This is a genomic window from Tsuneonella flava, from assembly GCF_002870965.1.
GTDB lineage: Bacteria > Pseudomonadota > Alphaproteobacteria > Sphingomonadales > Sphingomonadaceae > Tsuneonella > Tsuneonella flava.
In genome coordinates this window covers 386,464-409,134 of record NZ_PHSO01000005.1, presented here as the reverse complement: position 1 = coordinate 409,134, position 22,671 = coordinate 386,464, and the positions used below count along the sequence as shown (strand labels likewise).

The 22,671-nt window shown below is 62.2% G+C and carries 25 protein-coding genes and 1 tRNA gene; 21 read left to right on the top strand and 5 right to left on the bottom strand.

Annotated features, from left to right (window positions below; translation table 11 throughout):
- The first annotated feature begins 41 nt into the window (after positions 1-41).
- Positions 42-848, top strand: coding sequence for a Rossmann-fold NAD(P)-binding domain-containing protein (locus CV013_RS08985; protein WP_102154914.1), 807 nt, complete (start codon positions 42-44; stop codon positions 846-848).
- Here CV013_RS08985 and CV013_RS08980 read toward each other — a convergent pair.
- Both CV013_RS08980 and CV013_RS08975 read right to left on the bottom strand, forming a co-directional pair.
- The gene (locus CV013_RS08980) at positions 794-1,777 is read right to left on the bottom strand and encodes a DMT family transporter (protein ID WP_223805185.1); all 984 of its coding nucleotides are present in this window, start codon (positions 1,775-1,777) and stop codon (positions 794-796) included. The genes CV013_RS08985 and CV013_RS08980 overlap by 55 nt on opposite strands.
- On the bottom strand, positions 1,774-2,769 hold the full coding sequence (locus CV013_RS08975; protein ID WP_102154912.1) for a threonine aldolase family protein: 996 nt from the start codon (positions 2,767-2,769) through the stop codon (positions 1,774-1,776). Before CV013_RS08975 ends, CV013_RS08980 begins: the two co-directional genes overlap by 4 nt.
- A gap of 53 nt (positions 2,770-2,822) precedes the next feature.
- On the opposite strand from CV013_RS08975, the gene CV013_RS08970 reads away from it, so the two are divergent.
- From CV013_RS08970 to CV013_RS08965, 3 genes are read left to right on the top strand one after another with little or no spacing between them, the layout of a single operon-like run.
- Positions 2,823-3,131, top strand: coding sequence for a GNAT family N-acetyltransferase (locus tag CV013_RS08970; RefSeq protein WP_102154911.1), 309 nt, complete (start codon positions 2,823-2,825; stop codon positions 3,129-3,131).
- 37 nt (positions 3,132-3,168) lie between these two features.
- Entirely contained in the window at positions 3,169-3,345 is a 177-nt protein-coding gene (locus CV013_RS15550) for a hypothetical protein (protein ID WP_198591844.1), read from the top strand.
- A 24-nt stretch (positions 3,346-3,369) separates the two neighbouring features.
- On the top strand, positions 3,370-4,074 hold the full coding sequence (locus CV013_RS08965) for a hypothetical protein (protein ID WP_102154910.1): 705 nt from the start codon (positions 3,370-3,372) through the stop codon (positions 4,072-4,074).
- Between the two features lie 41 nt (positions 4,075-4,115).
- On the opposite strand, the gene CV013_RS08960 is transcribed toward CV013_RS08965, so the two are convergent.
- A tRNA-Thr gene (locus CV013_RS08960) sits at positions 4,116-4,190 on the bottom strand.
- A gap of 77 nt (positions 4,191-4,267) precedes the next feature.
- Here CV013_RS08960 and CV013_RS15690 point away from each other — a divergent pair.
- The 11 genes from CV013_RS15690 to CV013_RS08910 are packed head-to-tail and all read left to right on the top strand — an operon-like array spanning position 4,268 to position 14,326.
- Positions 4,268-4,438: a hypothetical protein gene (locus tag CV013_RS15690; protein WP_190276462.1), complete on the top strand. Its 171-nt coding sequence runs from the start codon at positions 4,268-4,270 to the stop codon at positions 4,436-4,438.
- A 47-nt stretch (positions 4,439-4,485) separates the two neighbouring features.
- Positions 4,486-5,172, top strand: coding sequence for a 2,3-diphosphoglycerate-dependent phosphoglycerate mutase (gpmA, locus tag CV013_RS08955; protein WP_102154909.1), 687 nt, complete (start codon positions 4,486-4,488; stop codon positions 5,170-5,172).
- Positions 5,173-5,175: 3 nt separating this feature from the next.
- Positions 5,176-5,655, top strand: coding sequence for a 5-(carboxyamino)imidazole ribonucleotide mutase (purE, locus tag CV013_RS08950; protein WP_198591843.1), 480 nt, complete (start codon positions 5,176-5,178; stop codon positions 5,653-5,655).
- 41 nt (positions 5,656-5,696) lie between these two features.
- The gene (locus CV013_RS08945) at positions 5,697-6,755 is read left to right on the top strand and encodes a 5-(carboxyamino)imidazole ribonucleotide synthase (RefSeq protein WP_102155190.1); all 1,059 of its coding nucleotides are present in this window, start codon (positions 5,697-5,699) and stop codon (positions 6,753-6,755) included.
- Positions 6,752-7,291 carry a dihydrofolate reductase gene (locus CV013_RS08940; RefSeq protein WP_223805184.1) on the top strand — a complete coding sequence of 180 codons (540 nt, stop codon included), beginning with the start codon at positions 6,752-6,754 and terminating at the stop codon, positions 7,289-7,291. Before CV013_RS08945 ends, CV013_RS08940 begins: the two co-directional genes overlap by 4 nt.
- On the top strand, positions 7,288-8,457 hold the full coding sequence (locus CV013_RS08935; protein WP_102154908.1) for a dipeptidase: 1,170 nt from the start codon (positions 7,288-7,290) through the stop codon (positions 8,455-8,457). Before CV013_RS08940 ends, CV013_RS08935 begins: the two co-directional genes overlap by 4 nt.
- Positions 8,454-9,380: a bifunctional riboflavin kinase/FAD synthetase gene (locus CV013_RS08930; RefSeq protein ID WP_102154907.1), complete on the top strand. Its 927-nt coding sequence runs from the start codon at positions 8,454-8,456 to the stop codon at positions 9,378-9,380. Before CV013_RS08935 ends, CV013_RS08930 begins: the two co-directional genes overlap by 4 nt.
- On the top strand, positions 9,380-10,426 hold the full coding sequence (locus tag CV013_RS08925) for a glycerophosphodiester phosphodiesterase family protein (RefSeq protein WP_102154906.1): 1,047 nt from the start codon (positions 9,380-9,382) through the stop codon (positions 10,424-10,426). Before CV013_RS08930 ends, CV013_RS08925 begins: the two co-directional genes overlap by 1 nt.
- Positions 10,427-10,470: 44 nt before the next feature.
- Positions 10,471-13,392: an isoleucine--tRNA ligase gene (gene ileS / locus CV013_RS08920; RefSeq protein WP_102154905.1), complete on the top strand. Its 2,922-nt coding sequence runs from the start codon at positions 10,471-10,473 to the stop codon at positions 13,390-13,392.
- On the top strand, positions 13,389-13,910 hold the full coding sequence (gene lspA, locus CV013_RS08915; protein WP_190276461.1) for a signal peptidase II: 522 nt from the start codon (positions 13,389-13,391) through the stop codon (positions 13,908-13,910). The genes ileS and lspA overlap by 4 nt, the downstream gene beginning before the upstream one ends.
- 5 nt (positions 13,911-13,915) lie before the next feature.
- Positions 13,916-14,326 carry a DUF3035 domain-containing protein gene (locus CV013_RS08910; protein ID WP_102154904.1) on the top strand — a complete coding sequence of 137 codons (411 nt, stop codon included), beginning with the start codon at positions 13,916-13,918 and terminating at the stop codon, positions 14,324-14,326.
- A 363-nt stretch (positions 14,327-14,689) separates the two neighbouring features.
- Here the strand turns inward: CV013_RS08910 and CV013_RS08905 are convergent, their stop codons facing one another.
- On the bottom strand, positions 14,690-15,985 hold the full coding sequence (locus CV013_RS08905; RefSeq protein ID WP_102154903.1) for a hemolysin family protein: 1,296 nt from the start codon (positions 15,983-15,985) through the stop codon (positions 14,690-14,692).
- Positions 15,986-16,160: 175 nt separating this feature from the next.
- Here CV013_RS08905 and CV013_RS08900 point away from each other — a divergent pair, with 175 nt between their 5' ends.
- Complete coding sequence (locus tag CV013_RS08900; protein ID WP_102154902.1) at positions 16,161-16,853, top strand: OmpA family protein; 693 nt, start codon at positions 16,161-16,163, stop codon at positions 16,851-16,853.
- 529 nt (positions 16,854-17,382) lie between these two features.
- On the opposite strand, the gene CV013_RS08895 is transcribed toward CV013_RS08900, so the two are convergent.
- The gene (locus tag CV013_RS08895) at positions 17,383-18,168 is read right to left on the bottom strand and encodes a 3'(2'),5'-bisphosphate nucleotidase CysQ (RefSeq protein ID WP_102155183.1); all 786 of its coding nucleotides are present in this window, start codon (positions 18,166-18,168) and stop codon (positions 17,383-17,385) included.
- Between the two features lie 103 nt (positions 18,169-18,271).
- Here CV013_RS08895 and sucC point away from each other — a divergent pair, with 103 nt between their 5' ends.
- The 5 genes from sucC to CV013_RS08870 all read left to right on the top strand — a co-directional run bounded on the left by sucC (position 18,272) and on the right by CV013_RS08870 (position 22,654).
- Positions 18,272-19,471, top strand: a complete 1,200-nt coding sequence (sucC, locus tag CV013_RS08890) for an ADP-forming succinate--CoA ligase subunit beta (RefSeq protein WP_102154901.1) — start codon at positions 18,272-18,274, stop codon at positions 19,469-19,471.
- Positions 19,472-19,489: 18 nt separating this feature from the next.
- The gene (locus CV013_RS08885) at positions 19,490-19,933 is read left to right on the top strand and encodes a GFA family protein (RefSeq protein ID WP_102154900.1); all 444 of its coding nucleotides are present in this window, start codon (positions 19,490-19,492) and stop codon (positions 19,931-19,933) included.
- Positions 19,934-19,998: 65 nt separating this feature from the next.
- Positions 19,999-20,745: an electron transfer flavoprotein subunit beta/FixA family protein gene (locus tag CV013_RS08880; protein ID WP_102154899.1), complete on the top strand. Its 747-nt coding sequence runs from the start codon at positions 19,999-20,001 to the stop codon at positions 20,743-20,745.
- Between the two features lie 39 nt (positions 20,746-20,784).
- The gene (locus CV013_RS08875) at positions 20,785-21,714 is read left to right on the top strand and encodes an electron transfer flavoprotein subunit alpha/FixB family protein (RefSeq protein WP_102154898.1); all 930 of its coding nucleotides are present in this window, start codon (positions 20,785-20,787) and stop codon (positions 21,712-21,714) included.
- 61 nt (positions 21,715-21,775) lie between these two features.
- Positions 21,776-22,654, top strand: coding sequence for an energy transducer TonB (locus CV013_RS08870; RefSeq protein ID WP_102154897.1), 879 nt, complete (start codon positions 21,776-21,778; stop codon positions 22,652-22,654).
- Positions 22,655-22,671: the final 17 nt, after the last annotated feature.

Sequence of the window (22,671 nt, the reverse complement as noted above, 5' to 3'; positions counted from 1 at the left end):
CGGTTGCCGTCCACCGCCCCGATGCGCGAATAGCATCGGTCATGAGACAGATGGTTATTTTCGGGCTGGGCTACACTGCCACGCGAATCGCCGCGCGGTTGCGGGCGGCGGGCTGGCACGTCAGCGCAACCGGGAGCGCAGGCGACATCGATTTCGCAGACGAATTGGCGGTACGCGCTGCACTGGCGGGGGCCACCCATGTGCTGTCGTCTGTGCCGCCCGCCAATGGGATCGATCCGGTGCTGGCGCGATACGGCGATTCGCTGCGCCACGCATGGATCGGCTACTTGTCCTCCACCGGGGTTTATGGCGACACCGGCGGCGCGTGGGTGGACGAAAGCGCAGCGGTAGTGGGCCAGGGCGGCACTGGCAGACGCGCCGCACGCAGCGATGCCGATGCCGCATGGCTGGCGAAGGGTGCGCGGGTGCTGCGCCTGCCGGGGATTTACGGGCCGGGCCGCAGTGCATTCGACAAAGTGCGCGAAGGCACGGCCCGGCGCATCGATATGCCCGGGCAGGTATTCAGCCGGGTGCATGTGGACGACATCGCCAGCGGTGCGCTGGCCGCGCTCCACGCCCCACCCGGCGCTTACAATCTGGCAGACGATCTGCCCGCCAGCGGCGCAGCGGTGACAGAGGAAGCCTGCCGCCTGCTGGGCGTGGCCCCGCCGCCGCTGCAATCGATCAGCGAAGCAGGTCTGTCGCCAGCCGCGCAGGGTTTCTATTCGGAAAACCGCCGGGTCGCCAATGGCAAGGCCCGGCGCGTGCTGAGCTGGCGCCCGCGCTACCGCGATTATGCGTCCGGGCTGGCCGCCATCCTCGCGGCAGAGGGGACCGACGGCAACTGATCGCCACCCGGCGGCCCTGCCTGCCGTGCGCGTAGAGCAATCACCAGCCCGATCATCGCCAGCACTGCGCCACCGATGGCCAGCGGGGTCCAGCGATAGTCCTCCAGCAAAGTGGAAATCACCATCGCGATCACCACCACCAGCACGCCATTATAGGCCGCCCGTCCGGCACCTAACTGACGCACCAGCCCATAATAGAGCGGGAAGGTCACCACCGACCCGGCGAAGGCGAGCCATGCCGTACCCAGCCAGAAATGCGGATCGCGCGGCAAAACCGGCGCCCCCACCAGCACCAGCGCCAGCACGATATCGATCGCGGTGCCATAGAGCATCGACCAGCCGAGCAAGCTGGGCAGAGCCACATCCCTGCCCGCAGGCCCCGCCTGGAGCACGTTGGCGAGCGATGCCGACAGCATCGCCACCAGCGCCATAACCGTGCCCAGCATGACATTGCCGCCCAGCGGCGCGACCCGCGCTTCGTTAAACAGCAGCAACGCAATGCCCGCCAGCGCGATCGCGCTGCCCATCACGAACCCGCGTGTAACGGGCTGACCGAGCAGATAATGGCCGAGCACCGCATTGGGCACCATCATCATCCCGATCAGCAAGGCGACGATGCCCGATGTCAGATGCAGTTCGGACTGATAGACGAACATGTAATTGCCGCAGAACTGGAACAGCCCCATCGCCAGCGCCAGCAGATGCGCGCGCGGCGGCATCGCCAGCGATTTTCGCAGGATTATCGCGAGCAGGAACATCGCCGGTGTTGCCATGCCGAAACGATAGGCGATGGACCACTGCGCGGGCACATCCGCGATCTGGCCGCGAATCACATACCAGGTCGACCCCCAGATAAACGCCACCAGCAAGAATGGCAGTGCGATCCGAGGGCTAAGGATCGAATGCCCGTGGCCAGATGTGTCGCTCACAGCTGGGCAATTGCTTGTGTCATAGCGGAAACGTGGTCCGCGCGGGTATTCCATGCGGTGACCAGCCGGGCGGCATCGTCACCCCAATCGTAAAAAGAGAAACCCTGTGTCCGCAGAGCTTTGCGCTCTTCGGGGGAGAGTGTGACGAACAGTTCGTTGGCTTCCACCGGATGCATCAGCCGATCGCCGCAAGCTGCGGCAATTTCCGCCGCGGCCGCATTGGCCGCGCGCGCATTGTCCAGCCACAGATTGCCTTCCAGCATCACCAGCAACTGCGCTGCGAGATAGCGGCCCTTCGACTGAAGGTGCCCCGCCCGTTTGCGGCGATAACGCGCGACATCGGCCATTGCGGGATCGAAGAACACGATCGCTTCCGCGCTCATCCCGCCGTTCTTGATGAAACCGAAACTGAGCGTATCGGCCCCGCCGACTGCGTCCAGCGGATCGCACCCCAGCCACGCCACGGCATTGGCAAACCGCGCCCCATCGACATGGAACCCCAGCCCGCGCTCTTTTGCCAATGCACCGAGGGCAGCGATCTCTTCAGGCCGATAACAACATCCGTACTCGCTCGCCTGTGTGACCGAAATCGCGTGAGGCTGCACCTGATGGACATCGTCGCGAATAGGATCGACTGCCATTCGCATTGCATCGGGGGTCAGTTTCGCACTTTCTCCCGGCACCAATATTAACTTGGCCCCGTGGAGGTAGAACCCCGGCGCGCCGCCTTCGTCCACTTCGATATGCGCTTCTTCGTGGCACACCACTGCGCCATGCGGCTGACACAGGCTCGCCAGCGAAAGGCAATTGGCCGCTGTGCCAGTGGCTGCCCACAACACCGCCACCTCTCGCCCGAACAGAGCAGAAAACGCCGCATCGAGCGCCTGCGACCAGCGATCTCCATCATAAGGGGTGTCAGTCGCGTCCGCCGCTCGCATCGCCTCCCACACACGTGGGTGGACCGAAGCGGCGTTGTCGGACAGAAATTGCATAAGGAACGCCACTAGCGCCGCCGACGTTGAACGCAAGAAGGAGACAATACGTAATGGCACTAGACGGACTGGAAATCACCACGCACGGCAACGACGCCCGCGGAGAGTACCACGCGCATGTCCCGGGCAGCGACAAGATCGGCCGCCTGACATGGATATCGCGCGGCAACGCCCGCATCGCCGATCACACCATCGTGCCACCCGAAATCGGCGGGCAAGGGGTGGCCGCCGCACTGGTGCAAAAGCTGGTGGCCGACGCGAAAGATCAGGGCTTCACCATCGTGCCGCAATGTTCATACGTAGAGGCGCAATTCCGCCGCCATCCCGAATGGGCAGAGCTGCGGGCGGAAACGCCGCGATGAACTTGATCTGCCACCGCATTCGATCTATATTTGTTCCATGAGCAGCGGACGCATCAATTCCACCGAATCGATCATGACGGCAGATAAACTGCTGGATGCTTTCGGTGGAAGCTGGGAACGCCTGCTTGCCGCTGCGAAGCCGGATAAGGACGGCATTCTCGTTATCCGCGACAGCGATCTGAATCCCGAACAGCGTAAGGCCATGCGCGACTAGCGCCGCCGCCGCTCGCTTCTGACAATGTCATTTCAGCCCACGTTCCTTGCCATCGTCGCAGGGGCGTTGTTGCTGCCCGGCATATTCGCAGTCTGGGCGTTTTATCGCGCAGCCCGAACCAACGAGATCGATCTGCCGCTGCCGGGACTGAAATCGGCCGCGGGAATCGGTCAGGTCGGGGCGTTCGCAGTGGCAGCGCATCTGGTCTTCGCCAGCTTTCTCCTCGCTCTCGCGCATTCGGAATGCGGGGCCTGGGGGGCGGCTTTCAATCCATACATCACAAGTGTGCCTGACGATCCCAGTTCATTGTTGAGCACGATTGCCGGAGCGCTGGCCGGGCTAGCCATCCTGTCGTGTATTGCGTTGCTATTGGGCCGTCTGGCGGGCGAAGTGGTGCTCAGCATGGGCACAGGCTCCATGTTTTACGGCGCCTTTGCCGATCTGTTCGTTGCCGGGGAAGGGAACAGCAAATTCATCTACGGCTATGTCCTGACCAAGCTGGAAAACAACGGGTCGGTCATCGGGTATCAGGGGACTGTGACGTCGTTCATTCCGGGTGAAGACCGCTTTCCCGACAAAATTCAGTTATCGCAGGCATCAATGTTCACGCTCAACGTGTACACCGGAAAACGCCGGGAATTCGAAACCAAGATCAAATCGATTGCGCTCCATCGCGACGAATGGAGCAATATCGCATTCAAGGTCTTCGAATATCGCAAGGGCGCATAGGCCGCGCTAACATGCCTGCGAACATTTCAGGGGGACATCGATGGTGCTGCTGGGGAGGATTGAACTCCCGGCCTCACCCTTACCAAGGGTGCGCTCTACCACTGAGCTACAGCAGCACATCCATCGAGAGCGGCGCGCCTTACAGTGCCCGGCTCCCTTGTCAAGCGTTCGCAGCCACGGCAAGGACATTGCGATGAGTGGAACCAGCGAAAAACCCACGCGGGAGGAACGCCTCGCCGCCAAATTGCGGGAAAACCTGCGCCGCCGCAAGGCCCGGTCGCGCGCGACCGGGTCGCAGTCCGGTGACGGTGTGGCGCAACCGCCGCAAAACGCACCACTTCCCAACGGGGGCGCAGACCGCTAGGGGCGAGCGCTCCCGATTGCCTGCGTTTGCCTGAGAGGAGCGTTCCCTTGCCTACCCTGATCCTCGTCCGCCACGGCCAGAGCCAGTGGAACCTGGAAAACCGTTTCACCGGATGGTGGGATGTCGACCTGACAGAGAAAGGCGTGGCAGAAGCGACCGCCGCCGGTGAATTGCTGGCGGAAAAGGGACTGTTGCCGACCCGCGCGTTCACTTCGCTGCAAACCCGCGCGATCAAGACGCTGCATCTGGCACTGGAGGCCTGCCACCGGCTGTGGATTCCAGAGGTCAAGGACTGGCGCCTGAACGAACGCCACTATGGCGGGCTGACCGGGCTGGACAAGCAGGAAACCCGCGACAAGCACGGCGACGAACAGGTGCACATCTGGCGCCGCAGCTTCGACGTGCCGCCCCCACCGCTCGACGCAGGGAGCGAATTCGATCTCTCCACCGATCCGCGCTATGCCGGGATCGACGTGCCGACAGCCGAAAGCCTCAAGCTGACCATCGAACGCGTGCTGCCCTATTGGGAAAGCGAAATTCTGCCCGTGCTGGCAAGCGGCGAGACCGTGATCATTTCCGCTCATGGCAATTCGCTGCGCGCGCTGGTCAAACACCTGTCGAACATCTCGGACGATGAGATCACCGGGCTGGAAATTCCCACCGGGCAGCCGATCGTATATCAGTTCGACGACGCGATGGTGCCCGGCGAACGTTACTATCTCAAGGACAGCTAAGGCATGGCCGACGTTGCAATCGTGATGGGCAGCCAGTCCGACTGGCCGACTATGAAATGCGCTGCCGACGTACTCGGTGAATTGCAGGTGAGCCACGAAGCACGCATCGTTTCCGCCCACCGCACGCCCGACCGGTTGCACGAATTCGGCAAGACCGCGCATGAGCAGGGTTTCAAGGTTGTGGTCGCCGGGGCTGGCGGCGCGGCGCACCTGCCGGGCATGATCGCCGCGCTCACCCATTTGCCTGTACTGGGCGTGCCGGTGAAATCGAAGGCGCTGAACGGGCTCGATTCTCTGCTCTCCATCGTGCAAATGCCGGCGGGCGTGCCCACCGGCACACTGGCCATTGGCGAAGCCGGAGCGACCAATGCCGGACTGCTGGCCGCAGCGATTCTGGCAATCGGCGACGATGCACTGGCGCAGCGACTGGTGGCATGGCGCGCGGCACGCACCGCGGCGGTCAACGAAACGCCGCAGGACTGACCAGGCAAGAGGGGGGACGACGAGGGGTGAGCGGAAACGGGCTGATCGAACCGGGCGCGACAATCGGCATTCTCGGCGGCGGGCAGCTGGGCCGGATGATCGCCATGTCTGCCGCGCAGCTCGGCTATCGCTGCCACATTTTCACGCCCGAGCGCGAGAGCGTCGCCGCCGAAGTCAGCGCCGAATGCACTGTCTCCCCCTTCACCGACAGCGCCGCCCTTGCCCGCTTCGCCGCGGCGTGCGACGTGCTGACGTTCGAATTCGAGAATATCCCCACTGCCCCGCTCGCTGCGCTGGAAGGGGCTCTGTTCCCCGGTGTCCGCGCGCTGGAAATCGCGCAGGATCGGATGCGGGAAAAGAACTTCGTCGAAACGCTGGGGGGCCGCCCTGCCCCGTTCGCGCAAGTCGATACCGAAGACGATCTGGCCCGCGCGGTCGAACGGATCGGCACACCGGGCATTCTGAAGACCTGTCGTGACGGATACGATGGCAAAGGTCAGTGGCGGATCGACAGCGCGCACGACATAGCCGCTATCCGTCTGCCAGATGTTCCTTGCGTCTATGAAGGATTCGTCGATTTTCAGGCGGAGTTTTCCGTGATCCTCGTCCGCGGCCGCGACGGCGAAGTGCGGTTCTGGGATTCGACCGAGAACCGCCATGTCGATGGCATCCTGTCGCAATCGGTCTGGCCGCCGTGCGATGCGATTTCGGCACAAGTGGAAGACGCGCGCAAGCTGGCCCGCGAAGTGGCCGCCGCGCTCGGCTATGTCGGGGTGCTGACGCTGGAATTCTTCGCCACTGCCAATGGCCCGGTGTTCAACGAAATGGCCCCGCGGGTTCACAATTCGGGGCACTGGACGATCGAAGGCGCCGCGACCAGCCAGTTCGAAAACCACGTGCGCGCGGTCTGCGGACTGCCATTGGGCGACACCGCCACGATTGCGCCGAAAATCGCGATGGACAACCTGATCGGCAAAGACGCGCTGACCGCGCATCAATCGCTGGCCGACCCCGCCGCTCACCTGCACCTCTATGGCAAACGCGATGCGCGCGACGGGCGCAAGATGGGACATATCACGCGGGTGTGGCACCGCCAGTGACTGCGGATAGTTCCCGGCAGATTATCGCTATCCTTGCCCGTGCCGACAACGGCGTGATCGGGCGCGACGGCGGGCTGCCCTGGCGCCTGCCTGCCGATCTCAGGCGCTTCAAGGCGCTGACGATGGGCCACCCGATGATAATGGGCCGCAAGACATTCGACAGTTTCCCCAAACCGCTGCCCGGTCGCCGCCATATCGTGTTGACCCGCAACACCGGATGGCAGTCCGATGGTGCGGAAATCGCCCATTCGGTGGATGAAGCGCTGGCCATCGCGCAAACTCCAACCAATTCGGGGGGGGATTCCGGGGCGGAAACGCAGGTGGGCGGCATCTATGTAGTCGGCGGCGCGCAAGTCTATCGCCTGATGGAACCGCACCTGACGCGGATCGAACTGACAGAAGTGCATTGCGATGCCGTGGGCGACACGCATATGCCTGCATTCGGCAACGAATGGCGCGAAGCCGCCCGCGCGGATTTCCCGGCAGAAGGCGAACGCCCAGCCTATTCGTTCGTGACACTGGAGAGGGGCATATGAAACGTAAGATCGGGTGGAGCCTGCTGGCGCTGATCGTAATTGCAGCCATCGGCTTTTTCGGATTCGGTCCGGGATATATCGAAGGCACCATGAACAAGATCGACGGTAAGCCGCTGATCACTGTTACCCCACAGGCGAAGGCGCTGCACAAGACGCTGACGATTGTCGATCTGCATTCGGACACGCTGATGTGGGATCGCAACCTGCTGAAACGCGCCAGCCGCGGGCACGAGGATCTGCCGCGTCTGGAACAGGGCAACGTCGCACTGCAGGTGTTCTCCAGCGTCACCAAAAGCCCCAAGGGCCAGAATTATGACGCGAACAGCGGCGATACCGACAATATCACCGGCCTGACCATCGCTCAGCTTCAGCCGATGCGGACATGGACTTCGCTGCTGCAACGCTCGCTCTATCACGGTGAGAAGCTCGATCGCGCGGTTGCCGGGTCCGACGGGCGTCTCGAAAAAGTGACCGACGATGCCAGTCTGGCTCGTCTGCTGGCGGACCGCGCGCAATCGCCCAAACCGGTCGGTGCCATGCTGAGCGTAGAGGGTTTGCAGGATATCGAAGGCAACCTCGATAATCTCGACGTCCTCTACAAGGCCGGCTTCCGCATGGCATCGATGACCCATTTCTTCGATATCGATCTGGCGGGATCGATGCACGGGATGAAGAAATACGGCCTGACGCCCAAGGGCCGCGAAGCGGTGCGGCGGATGGAAAAGATGGGCATGATCGTGGACATCGCCCATTGCAGCCACGCCTGCGTGGCCGATATCCTGAACATGGCCAAGCGCCCGGTCGTCTCCAGCCACGGCGGGGTGCAGGCGACCTGCAAGGTCAACCGCAACCTGACCGACGATGAAATTCGCGGCGTAGCGAAGACCGGCGGCGTGGTCGGCATCGGATACTGGGATGCCGCCATCTGCGACACCTCCCCACGTGCGGCCGCCAAAGCGATGAAGCACGTGCGCGATCTGGTCGGGATCGATTACGTCGCGCTGGGCAGCGATTATGACGGGGCGACCACGGTACGCTTCGATACCAGCCAACTGGAACAGGTGACGCAGGCCCTGATGGACGAAGGATTCACCCCCGATGAAATCCGCAAAGTCATGGGTCTGAATGCGCTGCGCGTAATCAAGGCAGGGCTGGTCCCGCAATGAGGTGGCTCGATCACCGCGAACCGATCCCCGAATCGCTGCGCGGCGCGGTGATCGCGCTAGGCAATTTCGACGGGTTTCATCAGGGCCATCAGGCGGTAGCGGGCGAAGCGATCCGCTGGGCGCGGGAAACCGGTCGCCCCAGCATCGTGGCCACGTTCGATCCGCATCCGGTGCGGCTGTTCAAGCCCGATGTGGCGCCGTTTCGGCTGACGACGCTGGAACAGCGGCAGGAACGCTACCTCGCCGCCGGGGCCACCGCGATGCTGGTGTTCCATTTCGATGCCGAACTGGCAGGCACCAGTGCGGAAGATTTCGTGCACGTGCTGCTCGCTGAACGGCTCGGCGTCGCCGGAGTCGTAACTGGCGAAGATTTCACCTTCGGCAAAGGGCGCGCAGGCAACCGGCAAATGCTGGCCGATCTGGGGGCGCAATGCGGGATAGAGGCCCGCGCCGTGCCGCCGGTGATGGACAGCGGCGAACCGGTATCGTCCAGCCGGATACGTGCCGCATTACAGGCAGGGGAGCCTGAAACCGCCGCCCGCCTGCTGACGCGCCCCTTCGCCATTCGCGGGGTGGTGACGCATGGCGACAAGCGGGGGCGCGAAATCGGCTATCCTACCGCGAACCTGACCATTGAGAATTACCTGCGTCCCCGGTTCGGCATTTACGCTGTCACCGGCACAGTGCTGGCCACAGGGCAGGAACTGAAGGGGGCGGCCAATATCGGGGTGCGCCCGACATTCGACCCGCCCAAGGAATTGCTCGAACCCTATTTCTTCGATTTTTCGGGCGACCTGTATGGGCAGGAAATCGAAGTGGCGTTCCACCACTTCCTGCGACCGGAGGCGAAGTTCGCTTCGCTCGATGACCTGGTCGCGCAGATGGAGCGGGATTGCGACCGCGCAAGGGAGTTGCTGGGCTGATGCGTTTCCTCAAATGGCTGGGCTTTATGCTGGCCGCGACCTTTCTGGTGCTCACTTTCGTCAACGCCAGCTGGATGGCCGATGCCCCCAAAGGACGCGCCGGGTTGATCGCATGGGGTGGCGGGGTCCATCAGGAATTCACAGCGGACAATTCAGGCAGCAATGAGTGCGCGCCCGCCGAAATCGCGCCACCCATCCACCGCTATATTGCCGATACGCTGCCCTCGATTCGCATGGCGCGGCAACTGGGGGCGGCGATGATCGCAGTCGATGTGCAGCCGACCAGCGACGGGCAGATCGTCGCCTTTCCCGACACCACGCTCGACTGTCGCACCGATGGCAGCGGCAAAGTGCGCGATCATACGCTTGCCGAATTGCAACAGCTCGATCCCGGCTATCGCCTCACGGCGGACAAGGGAAAGAGTTTCCCGTTCCGTGGCAAACAAGTCGAGCCGATCCCTACGCTGGAACAAGTGATTGCCGCCGCGAAGCCCAAGCCGCTGGTCTATGTCTTCCACAGCGACGACCCGCGCGATGCCGATGCACTGGCCGCCGCGCTCAAGGAACTGGGGCGCGATCCGGTGGCGGAAGGCGATGCCTTCTATGCTGAAAAGGAAAGCGGCCCGGTGGCGCGCATCCGCGAACTCTATCCGCAAGGCTGGGCGTTCAGCGCGCAAGGCGGCGCTGCCTGTGCCAGCGCTTATAAATCGCTGGGCTGGTTCGGCGCAACGCCCAGCGTGTGCACCGACCGCACGCTGATAATGCCGCTGTCAGGCCAGTGGGCCTATGCCGGATGGCCCAACAAACTGCTTGCCCGGATGAAGGACGCGGGCAGTCATGTCGTGATGGGCACCACCTCCGGCGGGTTCGGCGGGCTCGATCTGCCCGAACAGCTTGGCAGCATTCCGCGCGACTTCAACGGCTATATCCGGGTGGACGATATCTGGACGGTGGCCCCCGCGCTGTTCCCCGATACCGACCCGCGATCGAATGCCGAACGCGAACTGGCGGATAAGGCATTGGCCCGCAAGCGCGCATCGCAGTGAGCACGATTGCGCGCGCCGACGCTCCCCGCTAAGGCCGCGCCCCTATGAGCGACGACAAAACCCAGCGCGATTACCGGGACACCGTCTTCCTGCCGAAGACCGATTTTCCCATGAAGGCCGGCCTCCCACAGAAGGAGCCGGGCATTCTGGCGCGCTGGCAGGATGCGAAACTCTATGAACAACTCCGCGCCGCGCGCGCGGATCGCGAGAAGTTCATCCTCCACGATGGCCCGCCCTATGCCAACGGCGATATGCATATCGGCCACGCGCTGAACCATGTACTGAAAGACATGGTGTGTCGCACGCAGAACCTGCTCGGCAAAAATGCGCCTTATGTGCCGGGCTGGGATTGCCACGGGCTGCCCATCGAATGGAAGGTAGAGGAACAATACCGCAAGAAGAAGCGTAACAAGAACGAAGTCCCCCCACGCGAATTCCGCGCCGAATGCCGCGCCTATGCCCAGCACTGGGTCGATACCCAGCGCGAACAGTTGAAGCGGCTCGGCATCATGGGCGATTGGGACAATCCCTATCTGACGATGGATTTCCAGGCGGAAGCGACCATCGTGGCCGAACTGATGAAGTTCGCGGAAAGCGGCAACCTCTACCGCGGATCGAAGCCGGTGATGTGGAGCCCGGTCGAAGAAACCGCGCTGGCCGAAGCCGAAGTGGAATACGAGGACATCACTTCGACCCAGATCGACGTGGCGTTCGAGATTGTCGATTCACCGATTGAGGAGCTGAAAGGCGCCCATGCGGTGATCTGGACGACGACGCCGTGGACGATCCCGGTCAATCAGGCTTTGGCCTATGGGCCGGAGGTTGAGTACAGCCTTGTCACGATCTCCGGAGGAATGAAGACATCTGGCGATGCTGGCGATTGGAATTGGGAATTTACAAATAAGGTCCTGATTGCCGAGCCTCTCATTCGCGCCTTTTACGCTCGCCGCCATGTTGCTGAGCCGACTATCATTCGTCATTGGACCGGCAAAGGCTCCGACCTCGCGGGCACCGTCGCCCGCCACCCGATGCACCATCTCGGCGGATTCTACGCCAAGCCCCGCCCGTTCCTGCCGGGCGATTTCGTCACCACCGACAGCGGCACCGGCCTTGTCCACATGGCCCCCGATCATGGGGAGGACGATTTCGATCTCTGCCGCGCGAACGGGATCGAGCCGCAATTCGCAGTGATGGCCGACGGCCGCTATCGCGATGACTGGCCGTGGCTGGGCGGCGATGACGACCGGCGGCGCAGTGTCATCAATGCCAATTTCAACGCCCCCGATGGCCCGATCTGCAACGATCTGCGCGAAGCGGGCGCTTTGCTGGCGGCCTCTGCCGATTACAAGCATTCCTACCCGCACTCATGGCGTTCAAAAGCCAAAGTGATCTACCGCTGCACACCGCAATGGTTCGTGCCGATGGACAAGCCCGGCATGGTCGATCTGCCCGAAACCCCGGCGGAGCAGCGGTGGGACAACGAAGGCGGCGCGCCCGAACATTCGGGCACGCTGCGTCAGATCGCCCTGGAATCGATCGCCAAGACCCGCTTCGTGCCGGAAAAAGGCCGCAACCGTATCGGCAGCATGGTGGAAGGGCGACCAGACTGGGTGCTCAGCCGCCAGCGCGCGTGGGGCGTGCCGATCACGCTGTTCGTCAAGGCGGGCACAGGCGAGTATCTGCAGGATGCCGAAGTCAACGCCCGCGTGATCGCTGCGGTGCGCGAAGAAGGCGTCGATGCGTGGGACGAAGCGCGCAAGGCCGAATTCCTCGGCGCGGATTATAATCCCGACGATTATGAGATGATCACCGACATCCTCGATGTCTGGTTCGATTCGGGCTGTACCCATGCGTTCGTGCTGGAAAGCGGGCGCTGGCCCGATATGCAGTGGCCGGCCGATCTCTATCTGGAGGGCAGCGATCAGCATCGTGGCTGGTTCCAGTCGAGCCTGCTCGAATCGAGTGCCACGCGCGGCCGCGCACCGTACAATGCCGTGCTGACCCACGGGTTCACGATGGCGAGCGACGGGCGCAAGATGTCCAAATCGCTCGGCAACACCATCGATCCGTTGAAAGTGATGGAACACTACGGCGCGGATATCATCCGCCTGTGGGCGCTGAGCGTCGATTTCACCGAAGACCACCGTATCGGTGACGAAATCCTGAAAGGGGTGGCGGACCAGTATCGCAAGCTGCGGAACACGTTCCGCTATCTGCTCGGCGCGCTCGACGGGTTCGATCACGCCAGCGAAGCGGTCGATCCGGCCGATATGCCCGAACTCGAACGCTATATGCTCGACCGGCTCGTCGCGCTCGACGGGGTGCTGCGCCGGGCGGTCGATGATTTCGACTTCAACGAATACACCCGCGCTCTGGTCGATTTCACTAACGAAGACCTGTCGGCGTTCTTCTTCGATGTCCGCAAGGACCGGCTCTATTGCGATGCGCCGGGCGGGATCGAACGCCGCGCCTATCGCACTGTGCTCGACATACTATTTCAGGCGCTGATCCGCTATGCCGCGCCGGTGCTGGTATTCACTGCCGAAGAGGTATGGTCCACTCGCTTCCCCGATGCAGGGAGTGTGCATCTGACCGAATGGCACCCGCTGCCCGGCGAATGGCGCGACGATGCGCTGGCGACCCGTTTCGCCGCGATGCGCGAACTGCGCGAAGACGTGACCGAAGCGATCGAACCGCTGCGCCGCGACAAGACGATCCGTTCCAGTCTGGAAGCGAACGTGACCGTGCCCGCCGCCGCCGTTCCCGAAGGCTTTACCGATTACGATCTGGCAGAGCTGTTCATCACCGCGACAGTCGCCCGCGGGCAGAGCGATAGCGTGACAGTTTCCCGCACATCCGATCACAAATGCGGCCGTTGCTGGCGCCTCCTGCCCGAAGTGGCGGAAGATGGCGCGCTGTGCGGGCGGTGTGAAGATGTGGTGACCAAACTGGATAGTGTGGCATGACCCCGGCGATGCGTAACCGCCTGATCGGGCTGGCCATTGCGCTGGCGATCTTCGCTGTCGATCAGGCACTGAAGGGTTATGTGCTCTATGGGCTGGCGATGGAGCTGGGCCAGTCGATCACTTATCTGCCGATCTTCAATTTCACGCTGACGCACAATTATGGCGTCTCGCTCGGCATGTTCACCGCCCAGTCGGAAGAAATGCGCTGGATTCTGGTGGGCGTGACCGGGTTGATCGCTGCCGGGGTCACCGTCTGGATGCTGCGCGAACGCAAGCTGGCCGACATTATCGGGCTGGCGATGATCCTCGGCGGGGCGCTGGGGAATATCAAGGATCGGTATGACTATGGCTATGTCGTCGATTTCCTCGATCTGCATTTCGGGGAATGGCGACCGTTCCTGATCTTCAACATTGCCGATGCCGCGATTACTATCGGCGTCGTGATTATCCTTGCCCGATCGCTGCTGACACGCGACAAGGGCGACCATGAACCGGCCAGCGAGGCCGTGGAGAGCTGACTATCATGCGCAAGATTGCCACCATCACCCTTATCGCCGCAGCCAGCGCCATGCTGGCCGGATGTGGCAGCACCGGCATCATGGGCCGCGACCGGCCCGATGAATTCGCCGTGCAGCGGCAGGCGCCGCTGGTCGTGCCGCCCGCATTCAACCTCGTGCCGCCATCCGCCGGTGCCCCGCGCCCGGCCGAAGGTACTGCTTCGCAGCAAGCACTGGAAGCTCTGTTCGGCGGCCCGGCCCCGCGCAGCGCGGTCGAAACCAGCCTGCTCAACCGGGCGGGCAGCGCCGATCCGGGCATTCGCACCGCAGTGGGCGACCCGCAGACCAACACCGTGAACAAGGGCCGCATGACGCAGGATATCGTCGCCGCGCCGCAGGGTGACGGGGCCAACGCACAGGCTGTCATTCCCGGCTGAAGCGAACCATAGGGCCAATCGCCCTATTGCCCCCACGGACAACGCCTTCGCCTCCAGCCCTGCTCCAGTTCTGACAGAGCCTCTGCAAGTGGCGGCTGTCGGTGCTTCCGTGGTTCACCTGCCTGTTCGTTATGGCGAACGCCGGAGAGCAACCGTGATGCGAGCATGGCACCCATTGCATCGGTTGTGATGCGCGGCAAAGGCAGTCCGTGGATTGCCGCGTCGCTGCGCTCCTCGCAATGACGAGAGGCGGGGCGGTCGAGGAGACCTCGTCTCCGCCCGCCTTACCCCTCATACGCCCGTATTACGCCAATGGGGACAGAGGCCGTCCGCCTTGTACCGGGGCGGCCTGTACCGGGGCGACTAACTTTCCTTGGAAACGAGCAGCTTGTCGATCTTGCGCCCGTCCATATCGACGACTTCAAAGCGCCAGCCCTGATCGGTGAACACTTCCCCTTCGTCGGGCAGCTTCTTGAGCACCGACAGAGCGTATCCGGCCGTGGTCGCGAATTCGCGGTCATCCCCGAATTCGATCAGCAGCCGATCGGCCAGCTGGTCCGCCGGAAGCGCGCCCGACACCAGCAACGAACCGTCTTCGCGTTCGACAATCGTGGGCGCTTCGCCCCAATCCTGATCGCTGGCGAAGTTGCCGACGATGGCCGTCAGCAAGTCCACCGGAGTCACGATGCCATCGAGATGGCCATATTCGTCATGCACCATCGCCATCGCAATTTCGCCGTGTTGCAGCACTCGCAGGGCGTCCATCGCGTCAAGCTGATCGGGGATCACTTCGGCCTTGCGCGCCAGTGTTGCCAGATCGACTGGCTGCCCGGCGATCAGGCCCGCCAGCACTTCGCGCACTTTGACCACACCGATGACTTTATCGACCGATCCTTCCGCCAGCAGCAGCAGCGAATGGGGGCTGGACTCGATCCGCTCGCGCATCTCGGATTCACTGGCCGCGACATCGAGCCAGTCGATTTCCGTGCGCGGCGTCATCAATTCACGCACCGGGCGTTCGGCCAGCCGCACGACCCCGGCGAGGATCTGGTGCTGCTGATCCTCAATCACGCCGGAGCGGGTGGCATCGGCAAAGATCATATGCAGTTCTTCGGCCGTAACGCTGGCCTGACCGCCGGGGCGAACACCCAGCAGGCGGATCAGCAGGCCGGATGAAGTGTCGAGCAGCCAAACCAGCGGCGCGGCGATGCGAGCCATCAGCGCCATCGGCCTCGCAGCAATCATCGCCACCGGAACCGCTGCGCGCAAGGCAAGCTGTTTGGGTACGAGTTCGCCCACCACCAGACTGAAATAAGTCGTCAGTGCAATCACCAGCGCAAACCCGGATTCCGCAGAATAGCGTTCGGGCACACCGAGAGCGACCAGCCGTTCGCCCACCGGCCCACCCAGACTTGCGCCCGAATAAGCACCGGCAATGATGCCAACGAGGGTAATGCCGATCTGCACGGTAGAGAGGAACTTGCCCGGATCCGCCGCCAGCGAAATCGCGACACGGGCGGCAGAGCTGCCCTTATCCGCATAAGCACGCAGACGCGTGGTCTTGGCCGAAACGATGGCCAGTTCGGACATGGCGAACAGGCCGTTGAGCACAATGAGCCCGGCGATAATGAACAGGTCTGGCCAAGGAAAAGGTGTCACGACCTCAGCGCTAGCATATTTGTACGGCCTTGCCAGCGGGAACAGGTGGGCGCACACAACGTTTAGGGTCACATGATACGTATTGTGCGCGGGTTGGGCGCGTACCGCCCGGTGGATGGAACTGCCGGTTAACGATTGATTGTAAAGAAGAAATCCTAGTCAAAAGGGGACAATAATGAAGACTTCCCGCAAATTTACCGCCGCCCTCGCGGCGCTTTCGCTGGTTGGTGTTTCGGCCTGTGTGACCGACCCCAACACCGGCGAACAGAAGATTTCCCGCACTGCCATCGGCGGTGTCGGCGGCGCGGCAGCCGGTGCGCTGCTTGGCGGCCTGATCGGAGGCAAGACCGGGCGCATCATCGGCGCAGTCGGCGGCGGCGCGATCGGCGGCGTGGTCGGTTACAAGATGGACCAGCAGATCAAGGAACTGAAGGATCAGACAGCCGGTTCTGGCGTCGATGTGACCGAAACCGATGGCGGCAACGCTATCCTCGTCAACTTGCCCGATGGCGTGACTTTCGCCACCGGCAGCTATACCATCAGCCCCGGCTTCCAGTCGGTGCTCGACCGGGTTGCGGCGAACTTCGTGCAATACCCCAACAGCCTGATCGACGTGTACGGCTATACCGACACCGTCGGTTCGGCCGCCACCAATCAGCGCCTGTCGGAACAGCGCGCGCAGGCTGTCTCCAACTACCTCATCAGCCGGGGCGTGAACTCGGCTCGTCTCCGCTGGATGGGCTTCGGAGAAACCAACCTGAAGGTGCAGACCGGCGACGGCGTGAACGAACCGCTGAACCGCCGCGTGGAGATCAAGGTAATCCCCGTCAGCCAGCAGGACATCAACTCCGCCCAGCGGGGTTACTGATCCCCGCGCCATCGGCGCAATCAGTACAGATGGGCCGGTCCTTTGCGGGACCGGCCCTTTTTTGTGCCTGCTTCCGGGGGAGGCGAGGGCGAGCTTGCTCAGGCCCTTTGTCATGTCTGCGAGCACCAGACATGGACCGCTCCTTTGAGTTTTGAAATCTGTGGCTTTTCGAGAAATATTCTGCAGTATCATATAGTTGATTGTGCTTGCAGGAGGGGCCTGTGTGGACTTGCAAAAATGCGAACACGACACATCATCCGTATCGCGGTTACGCTGTAAGGATGAAGGCTCACGCATAGCCCGATCATGCCCTGCGCGATCGATGTAGGAAAATGCCTGGTATCGACCGGAGAGCGCCGCCGCCAGACCATCGCCGGAAAAAGGAGCGGGATGCCGGATCAAGTCCGGCATAACGGGATTCGGGAATGAGCGGGCAAAATGGCCGTCGCCGTAACTGACGCACCAGAGTAATGTTGAGCCCCCCCTCCTTCGTCATTGCGAGCCTGGGCTCAGGGCCGCACTCCCCTACTCACTTATCGCGCGACACCACGGCCGCGCGATCGGCCAGATGGGCCACCGCCTCGGCATGGATACCCGGTGCAGTGGCCAACAGGCCAAATGCGCGCGGATCGCGCTTGTTGTAATCGAGCGGACCGCCGAACGCGTCGGTCACCGCCGCGCCCGCTTCGCGCGCGATCAGGGCAGCGGCGGCGATGTCCCATTCCCAGCCCCAGCGCAGAGTGGCCACGATGTCGGCCTCGCCCGCCGCGACCATAGCGACTCGCAATGCGATGGAGTTGGGCTTGTCCACCATCGCCAGCATCCGGTCTTCCTTCGCCAGCGAATCCGCCGGTACACGGGATCCGACGAATTGTTTACGTGGCGATACTGCCAGTTTTTCACCGTTGCGCCAGCTTCCCTGCCCGGCCACCCCCAGCCAGCGTTCGCCCCGCGCCGGGGAGTCGAGCAATCCGATCAGCGGGCGATGTTCGCTGATCAGCGCGATGGACACCGCCCAACCGGTGCGGCCACGAATAAAATCGCGTGTCCCGTCAATAGGATCAACCAGCCAAATCAACCCTTTACCGAGGCGTTTCGGCTCATCGGCGGTCTCTTCGCTCAGCCAGCCAGCCGCGGGAAGCAGCGCGCCGAGTTCGCGCTTCAGGAACCGGTCCACCGCCATATCCGCCGCGCAAACCGGGTTGCCGGGACTTTTTTCCCACGTATCCACCGCATGTCCCGCGCCCGGCCACATCGCATATGCGATGCGCCCCGCTTCGGCGGCAATTTCACTCAGGCGTTCCCGATCTATCACCCATCTGCTGTGGAACCGCGCTGCGCCCTTTTCAAGCATACGAATCCATGCTTAGGCGCGCGAGCACATCCTCTCCCGCCCGAAACGAACGGACAGAACGCTCATGAACATCCACGAATACCAGGCCAAGGAACTGCTCGCGAAGTACGGAATCGGCATCCCTGCCGGTTATCCCGCACTGACCGTAGAGGAAGCTGTCGAGGGGGCGAAGAAGCTTCCCGGGCCGCTCTATGTCGTGAAAGCGCAGATCCATGCCGGTGGCCGCGGCAAGGGCAAGTTCAAGGAACTCGGCGCCGATGCCAAGGGCGGCGTCCGGCTCGCCAAATCGCTCGACGATGTGAAAGCCGACGCAACCGAAATGCTCGGCAACACGCTCGTCACCGTGCAGACGGGTGACGCTGGCAAGCAGGTCAACCGCCTGTATGTGACCGACGGCGTCGATATCGCCAAGGAATACTACCTCTCGCTGCTGGTCGATCGTGCATCGGGCCGCGTCGCGATGGTCGTTTCGACCGAAGGCGGCATGGATATCGAAGCCGTGGCGCACGATACGCCTGAAAAGATCACCACGATCACCATCGACCCGGCGCAGGGCTTCATGCCGCATCACGGGCGCGCAGTGGCCTTCGCCCTCAAACTGACAGGCGATCTCAACAAGCAGGCGCAGAAGCTGGCCAAACAGCTTTACACCGCATTCATGGAACTTGACTGCGCGATGCTCGAAATCAACCCGCTGGTCGAAACCAAGGATGGCAAGCTGCTGGTGCTCGACACCAAGATGAGCTTCGATTCGAACGCGCTCTATCGCCACAGAGACGTGGAAGCGATGCGCGACGAAACCGAAGAAGACCCGTCCGAAGTCGAAGCGAGCGAATACGATCTCGCTTACATCAAGCTGGACGGTAACATCGGCTGCATGGTCAACGGCGCAGGCCTCGCCATGGCGACGATGGACATCATCAAGCTGAACGGCGCATTCCCGGCCAACTTCCTCGACGTGGGCGGCGGTGCCACCACGGAGAAGGTGACCGCGGCATTCAAGATCATCCTGAAAGATCCGGCGGTGGAAGGCATCCTTGTCAACATCTTCGGCGGGATCATGAAGTGCGACGTGATCGCCAACGGGATCGTTCAGGCGGCGAAAGACGTGAACCTGTCGGTTCCGCTGGTCGTCCGTCTGGAAGGCACCAATGTCGAACAGGGCAAGGATATCCTGAACAATTCGGGCCTACCGATCGTTTCGGCAGACGATCTGGGCGATGCCGCCAAGAAGATCGTGGCGGAAGTGAAGAAGGCCGCCTGACACGGAAAAGGAACGCAGATGAGCACGACCGGACAATGCCGTTGCGGGAAGGTGAAATACGCCTTCGACGGCCCGGTCCTGCTCACTGCCGCCTGCCATTGCCGGGGGTGCCAGCTGATGACCAGTTCGGCATTTTCGCTCTCGACTCTGACTCCGCTTTCCCGGTTTCGACTGGTTGAAGGGGAAACGGCGATCGGCGGCCTGCGCGCCGAGACCGAACATCGGTTCTGCGATTTCTGCAAAACCTGGCTCTATACCCCACTGCAATCGCTGGGCGATCTGGTGAATATCCGCACAGCGACGCTGGATCGCATCCACGACGATCCGCCATACATCGAATGCTGGACGCAGGAAAAGCTGCCCTGGGCCCAGACAGGTTCTCCCCACAGTTACGCCACACAGCCCGATCTGCCTGATTTTGGGCCATTGCTGGAAGAATTCGCCCGCGCCAACTGCAATTGACGCTTACGTAAAGGTGAGATAGGGTCGGAAGCAATTCCCAGCCCTCCGAAGAAGGAAGAGATGCGATGAAAATCCTCGTCCCCGTCAAACGGGTGATCGATTACAACGTAAAGCCGCGGGTGAAGGCGGATGGCACGGGGGTCGATCTGGCCAACGTGAAGATGAGCATGAACCCGTTCGATGAAATCGCCGTGGAAGAAGCGCTGCGAATCAAGGAAGCGGGCAAGGCGGAAGAAGTCGTCGCCGTTTCGGTTGGCCCTGCCAAGGCGCAGGAAACGCTACGTACCGCGCTGGCGATGGGTGCCGACCGCGCGATTCTGGTGCAGACCGACGACGAAGTCGAACCGCTGGCTGTAGCCAAGATCCTGAAAGCCATCGTCGAGGCGGAAACGCCCGGTCTGGTAATTCTGGGCAAGCAGGCGATCGACGACGATTCGAACCAGACCGGCCAGATGCTCGCCGCGCTGCTGGGCCGTCCGCAGGGCACTTTCGCCAACACGGTGGAGGTCGATGGCGACAGCGTGATCGTGAAGCGCGAAATCGATGGCGGTCTGGAAACGGTGAAGCTGACGATGCCCGCAATCGTCACCACCGACCTGCGCCTGAACGAACCGCGCTATGCCTCGCTGCCGAACATCATGAAGGCGAAGAGCAAGCCGCTCGATACCAAGACCCCGGCCGATTACGGCGTCGATACCGCGCCGCGGCTCAAAACGCTGAAAGTGGCTGAACCGCCGGTCCGTCAGGCCGGTGTGAAGGTCGCCGATGTCGATGAGCTGGTCGCTAAGATCAAGGCGCTCGGGATCGCCTGATCCCGCCACCGCAAGCAACCCCATTCAAGGAAGAACCCCATGAAAACTCTGGTTCTGGTCGAACACGACAACGCTTCGGTGAAGGACGCCACGCTCTCCACCGTTACCGCCGCTGCCAAGCTGGGCGAAGTTCACCTGCTCGTCGCAGGTTCGGGCTGCGCCGCTGTGGCCGATGAAGCTGCCAAGATCGCTGGCGTGGGCAAAGTCCACCTGGCCGACGACGCGGCTTACGAACATCAGCTGGCTGAAAACGTCGCCCCGCTGGTCGCATCGCTGATGGAATCGCACGACGCGTTCCTTGCGCCTGCCACCACCACCGGCAAGAACATCGCTCCGCGCGTCGCCGCACAGCTCGACGTGATGCAGATTTCCGACATTATCGGGATCGAAGGCGACAAGACCTTCACTCGCCCGATTTATGCTGGGAACGCCATCGCCACTGTCGAATCGAGCGATACCAAGCTCGTCATCACAGTGCGCGGCACTGCATTCGACAAGGCCGCAGCCGAAGGCGGCAGCGGCACGGTCGAGGCAGTCAGCGGCCCCGGCGATGCGGGCACCAGCAGCTTCGTCGGCAGCGAAATCGCCAAGAGCGAACGCCCCGAACTGACCAGCGCGAAGGTGATCGTTTCGGGCGGCCGCGCGTTGAAAGATGCCGATACGTTCAAGGAATACATCTTCCCGCTGGCAGACAAGCTGGGCGCGGGCGTTGGCGCATCGCGCGCGGCAGTCGATGCGGGCTATGTCCCCAACGATTTTCAGGTCGGCCAGACCGGCAAGATCGTGGCACCCGAAGTCTACATCGCGATCGGCATCAGTGGCGCGATCCAGCATCTTGCCGGGATGAAGGATTCCAAAACCATCATCGCCATCAACAAGGATGAAGACGCGCCGATCTTCCAGGTTGCCGACATCGGTCTGGTGGCCGATTTGTTCAAGGCCGTGCCGGAGCTGACCGAAAAGCTCTAGTCAATCGGCAGTCTATATGTGAAACCCTCTGTCGGATACTGTCCGGCAGGGGGTTTTTCTTATGCGTTATATTATCGGCATTGTTGCAGCGTTTTCCTGTGCAGTGACCGCACCGGCCCACGCCGCCCCGACACCGGTGGTGCTAGAACCGGCATCGCCGTGGAATGTCCGATACGACGACGATAGCTGCCGCCTTTCCAAAATGTTCGGAGAGGGCAAAACCGAGACCGCATTCTTTGTCGAACGGTATGAGCCATCGGCATCGCTGTTTATGGTCGTTGCGGGCCAGCCGCTGAAGTGGGCTTCGCGTTCTGAGAAAATGGACATCGCATTTTCGCCCGCCGGACCCACCAAGGAAATCACCTATACGCTCGGCAATCTGGGGAAGCTGGAACCGGCGATCATGGCAACCCTACACCCGGATCAGAATGTCAACGAAGAGTCTGCGGTTCGTACATTTACCGATTACGACACGATCGGCGAAAAGCAGTTCAGCGATGTCGATACACTCACATTGCACATGCCGGGCAAACGCAATCTGGTGCTCAAACTGGGCGATATGTCCGCTCCGATGGCGTCGCTGCGGAAATGCACGCGCGAACTGGTGACGCATTGGGGCATCGATGTCGAAAAGCACGACCACCTGACCCGTCGCGTGTCACCGATATCCTCACCCGGCAAATGGATCGATAGCGCCGACTATCCCGCAATGGCCCGCTTCGCCGGCAAGCAGGGGTTGGTACAATTCCGGCTCAATGTCGACGCGCAAGGGCGGGCGACTGCCTGCCATATTCAGAAGGCCACCAAGCCCGATGAGTTCGCAGACACCGTGTGCCGGGCAATGATGAAAAACGCCCGCTTCGAACCCGCACTCGATGCGAATGGTCAGCCGATCGCGTCCTATTTCCAATCCGCCGTTAGATTCAAGATGCGGCGTTAAATGAACAGCAGGGCTCC

Coding starts and splice junctions, on each gene's coding strand:
- CV013_RS08985 (WP_102154914.1), top strand. CDS start 42: ATGAGACAGATGGTTATTTTCGGGCTGGGCTACACTGCCACGCGAATC.
- CV013_RS08870 (WP_102154897.1), top strand. CDS start 21,776: ATGCGTTATATTATCGGCATTGTTGCAGCGTTTTCCTGTGCAGTGACC.
- CV013_RS08965 (WP_102154910.1), top strand. CDS start 3,370: ATGTCATTTCAGCCCACGTTCCTTGCCATCGTCGCAGGGGCGTTGTTG.
- CV013_RS08910 (WP_102154904.1), top strand. CDS start 13,916: ATGCGCAAGATTGCCACCATCACCCTTATCGCCGCAGCCAGCGCCATG.
- CV013_RS08885 (WP_102154900.1), top strand. CDS start 19,490: ATGAGCACGACCGGACAATGCCGTTGCGGGAAGGTGAAATACGCCTTC.
- ileS (WP_102154905.1), top strand. CDS start 10,471: ATGAGCGACGACAAAACCCAGCGCGATTACCGGGACACCGTCTTCCTG.
- purE (WP_198591843.1), top strand. CDS start 5,176: ATGGCCGACGTTGCAATCGTGATGGGCAGCCAGTCCGACTGGCCGACT.
- CV013_RS08875 (WP_102154898.1), top strand. CDS start 20,785: ATGAAAACTCTGGTTCTGGTCGAACACGACAACGCTTCGGTGAAGGAC.
- CV013_RS08935 (WP_102154908.1), top strand. CDS start 7,288: ATGAAACGTAAGATCGGGTGGAGCCTGCTGGCGCTGATCGTAATTGCA.
- lspA (WP_190276461.1), top strand. CDS start 13,389: ATGACCCCGGCGATGCGTAACCGCCTGATCGGGCTGGCCATTGCGCTG.
- CV013_RS08930 (WP_102154907.1), top strand. CDS start 8,454: ATGAGGTGGCTCGATCACCGCGAACCGATCCCCGAATCGCTGCGCGGC.
- sucC (WP_102154901.1), top strand. CDS start 18,272: ATGAACATCCACGAATACCAGGCCAAGGAACTGCTCGCGAAGTACGGA.
- CV013_RS08975 (WP_102154912.1), bottom strand. CDS start 2,769: ATGCAATTTCTGTCCGACAACGCCGCTTCGGTCCACCCACGTGTGTGG.
- CV013_RS08925 (WP_102154906.1), top strand. CDS start 9,380: ATGCGTTTCCTCAAATGGCTGGGCTTTATGCTGGCCGCGACCTTTCTG.
- CV013_RS08970 (WP_102154911.1), top strand. CDS start 2,823: ATGGCACTAGACGGACTGGAAATCACCACGCACGGCAACGACGCCCGC.
- CV013_RS08900 (WP_102154902.1), top strand. CDS start 16,161: ATGAAGACTTCCCGCAAATTTACCGCCGCCCTCGCGGCGCTTTCGCTG.
- CV013_RS15690 (WP_190276462.1), top strand. CDS start 4,268: ATGAGTGGAACCAGCGAAAAACCCACGCGGGAGGAACGCCTCGCCGCC.
- CV013_RS08880 (WP_102154899.1), top strand. CDS start 19,999: ATGAAAATCCTCGTCCCCGTCAAACGGGTGATCGATTACAACGTAAAG.
- CV013_RS15550 (WP_198591844.1), top strand. CDS start 3,169: ATGAGCAGCGGACGCATCAATTCCACCGAATCGATCATGACGGCAGAT.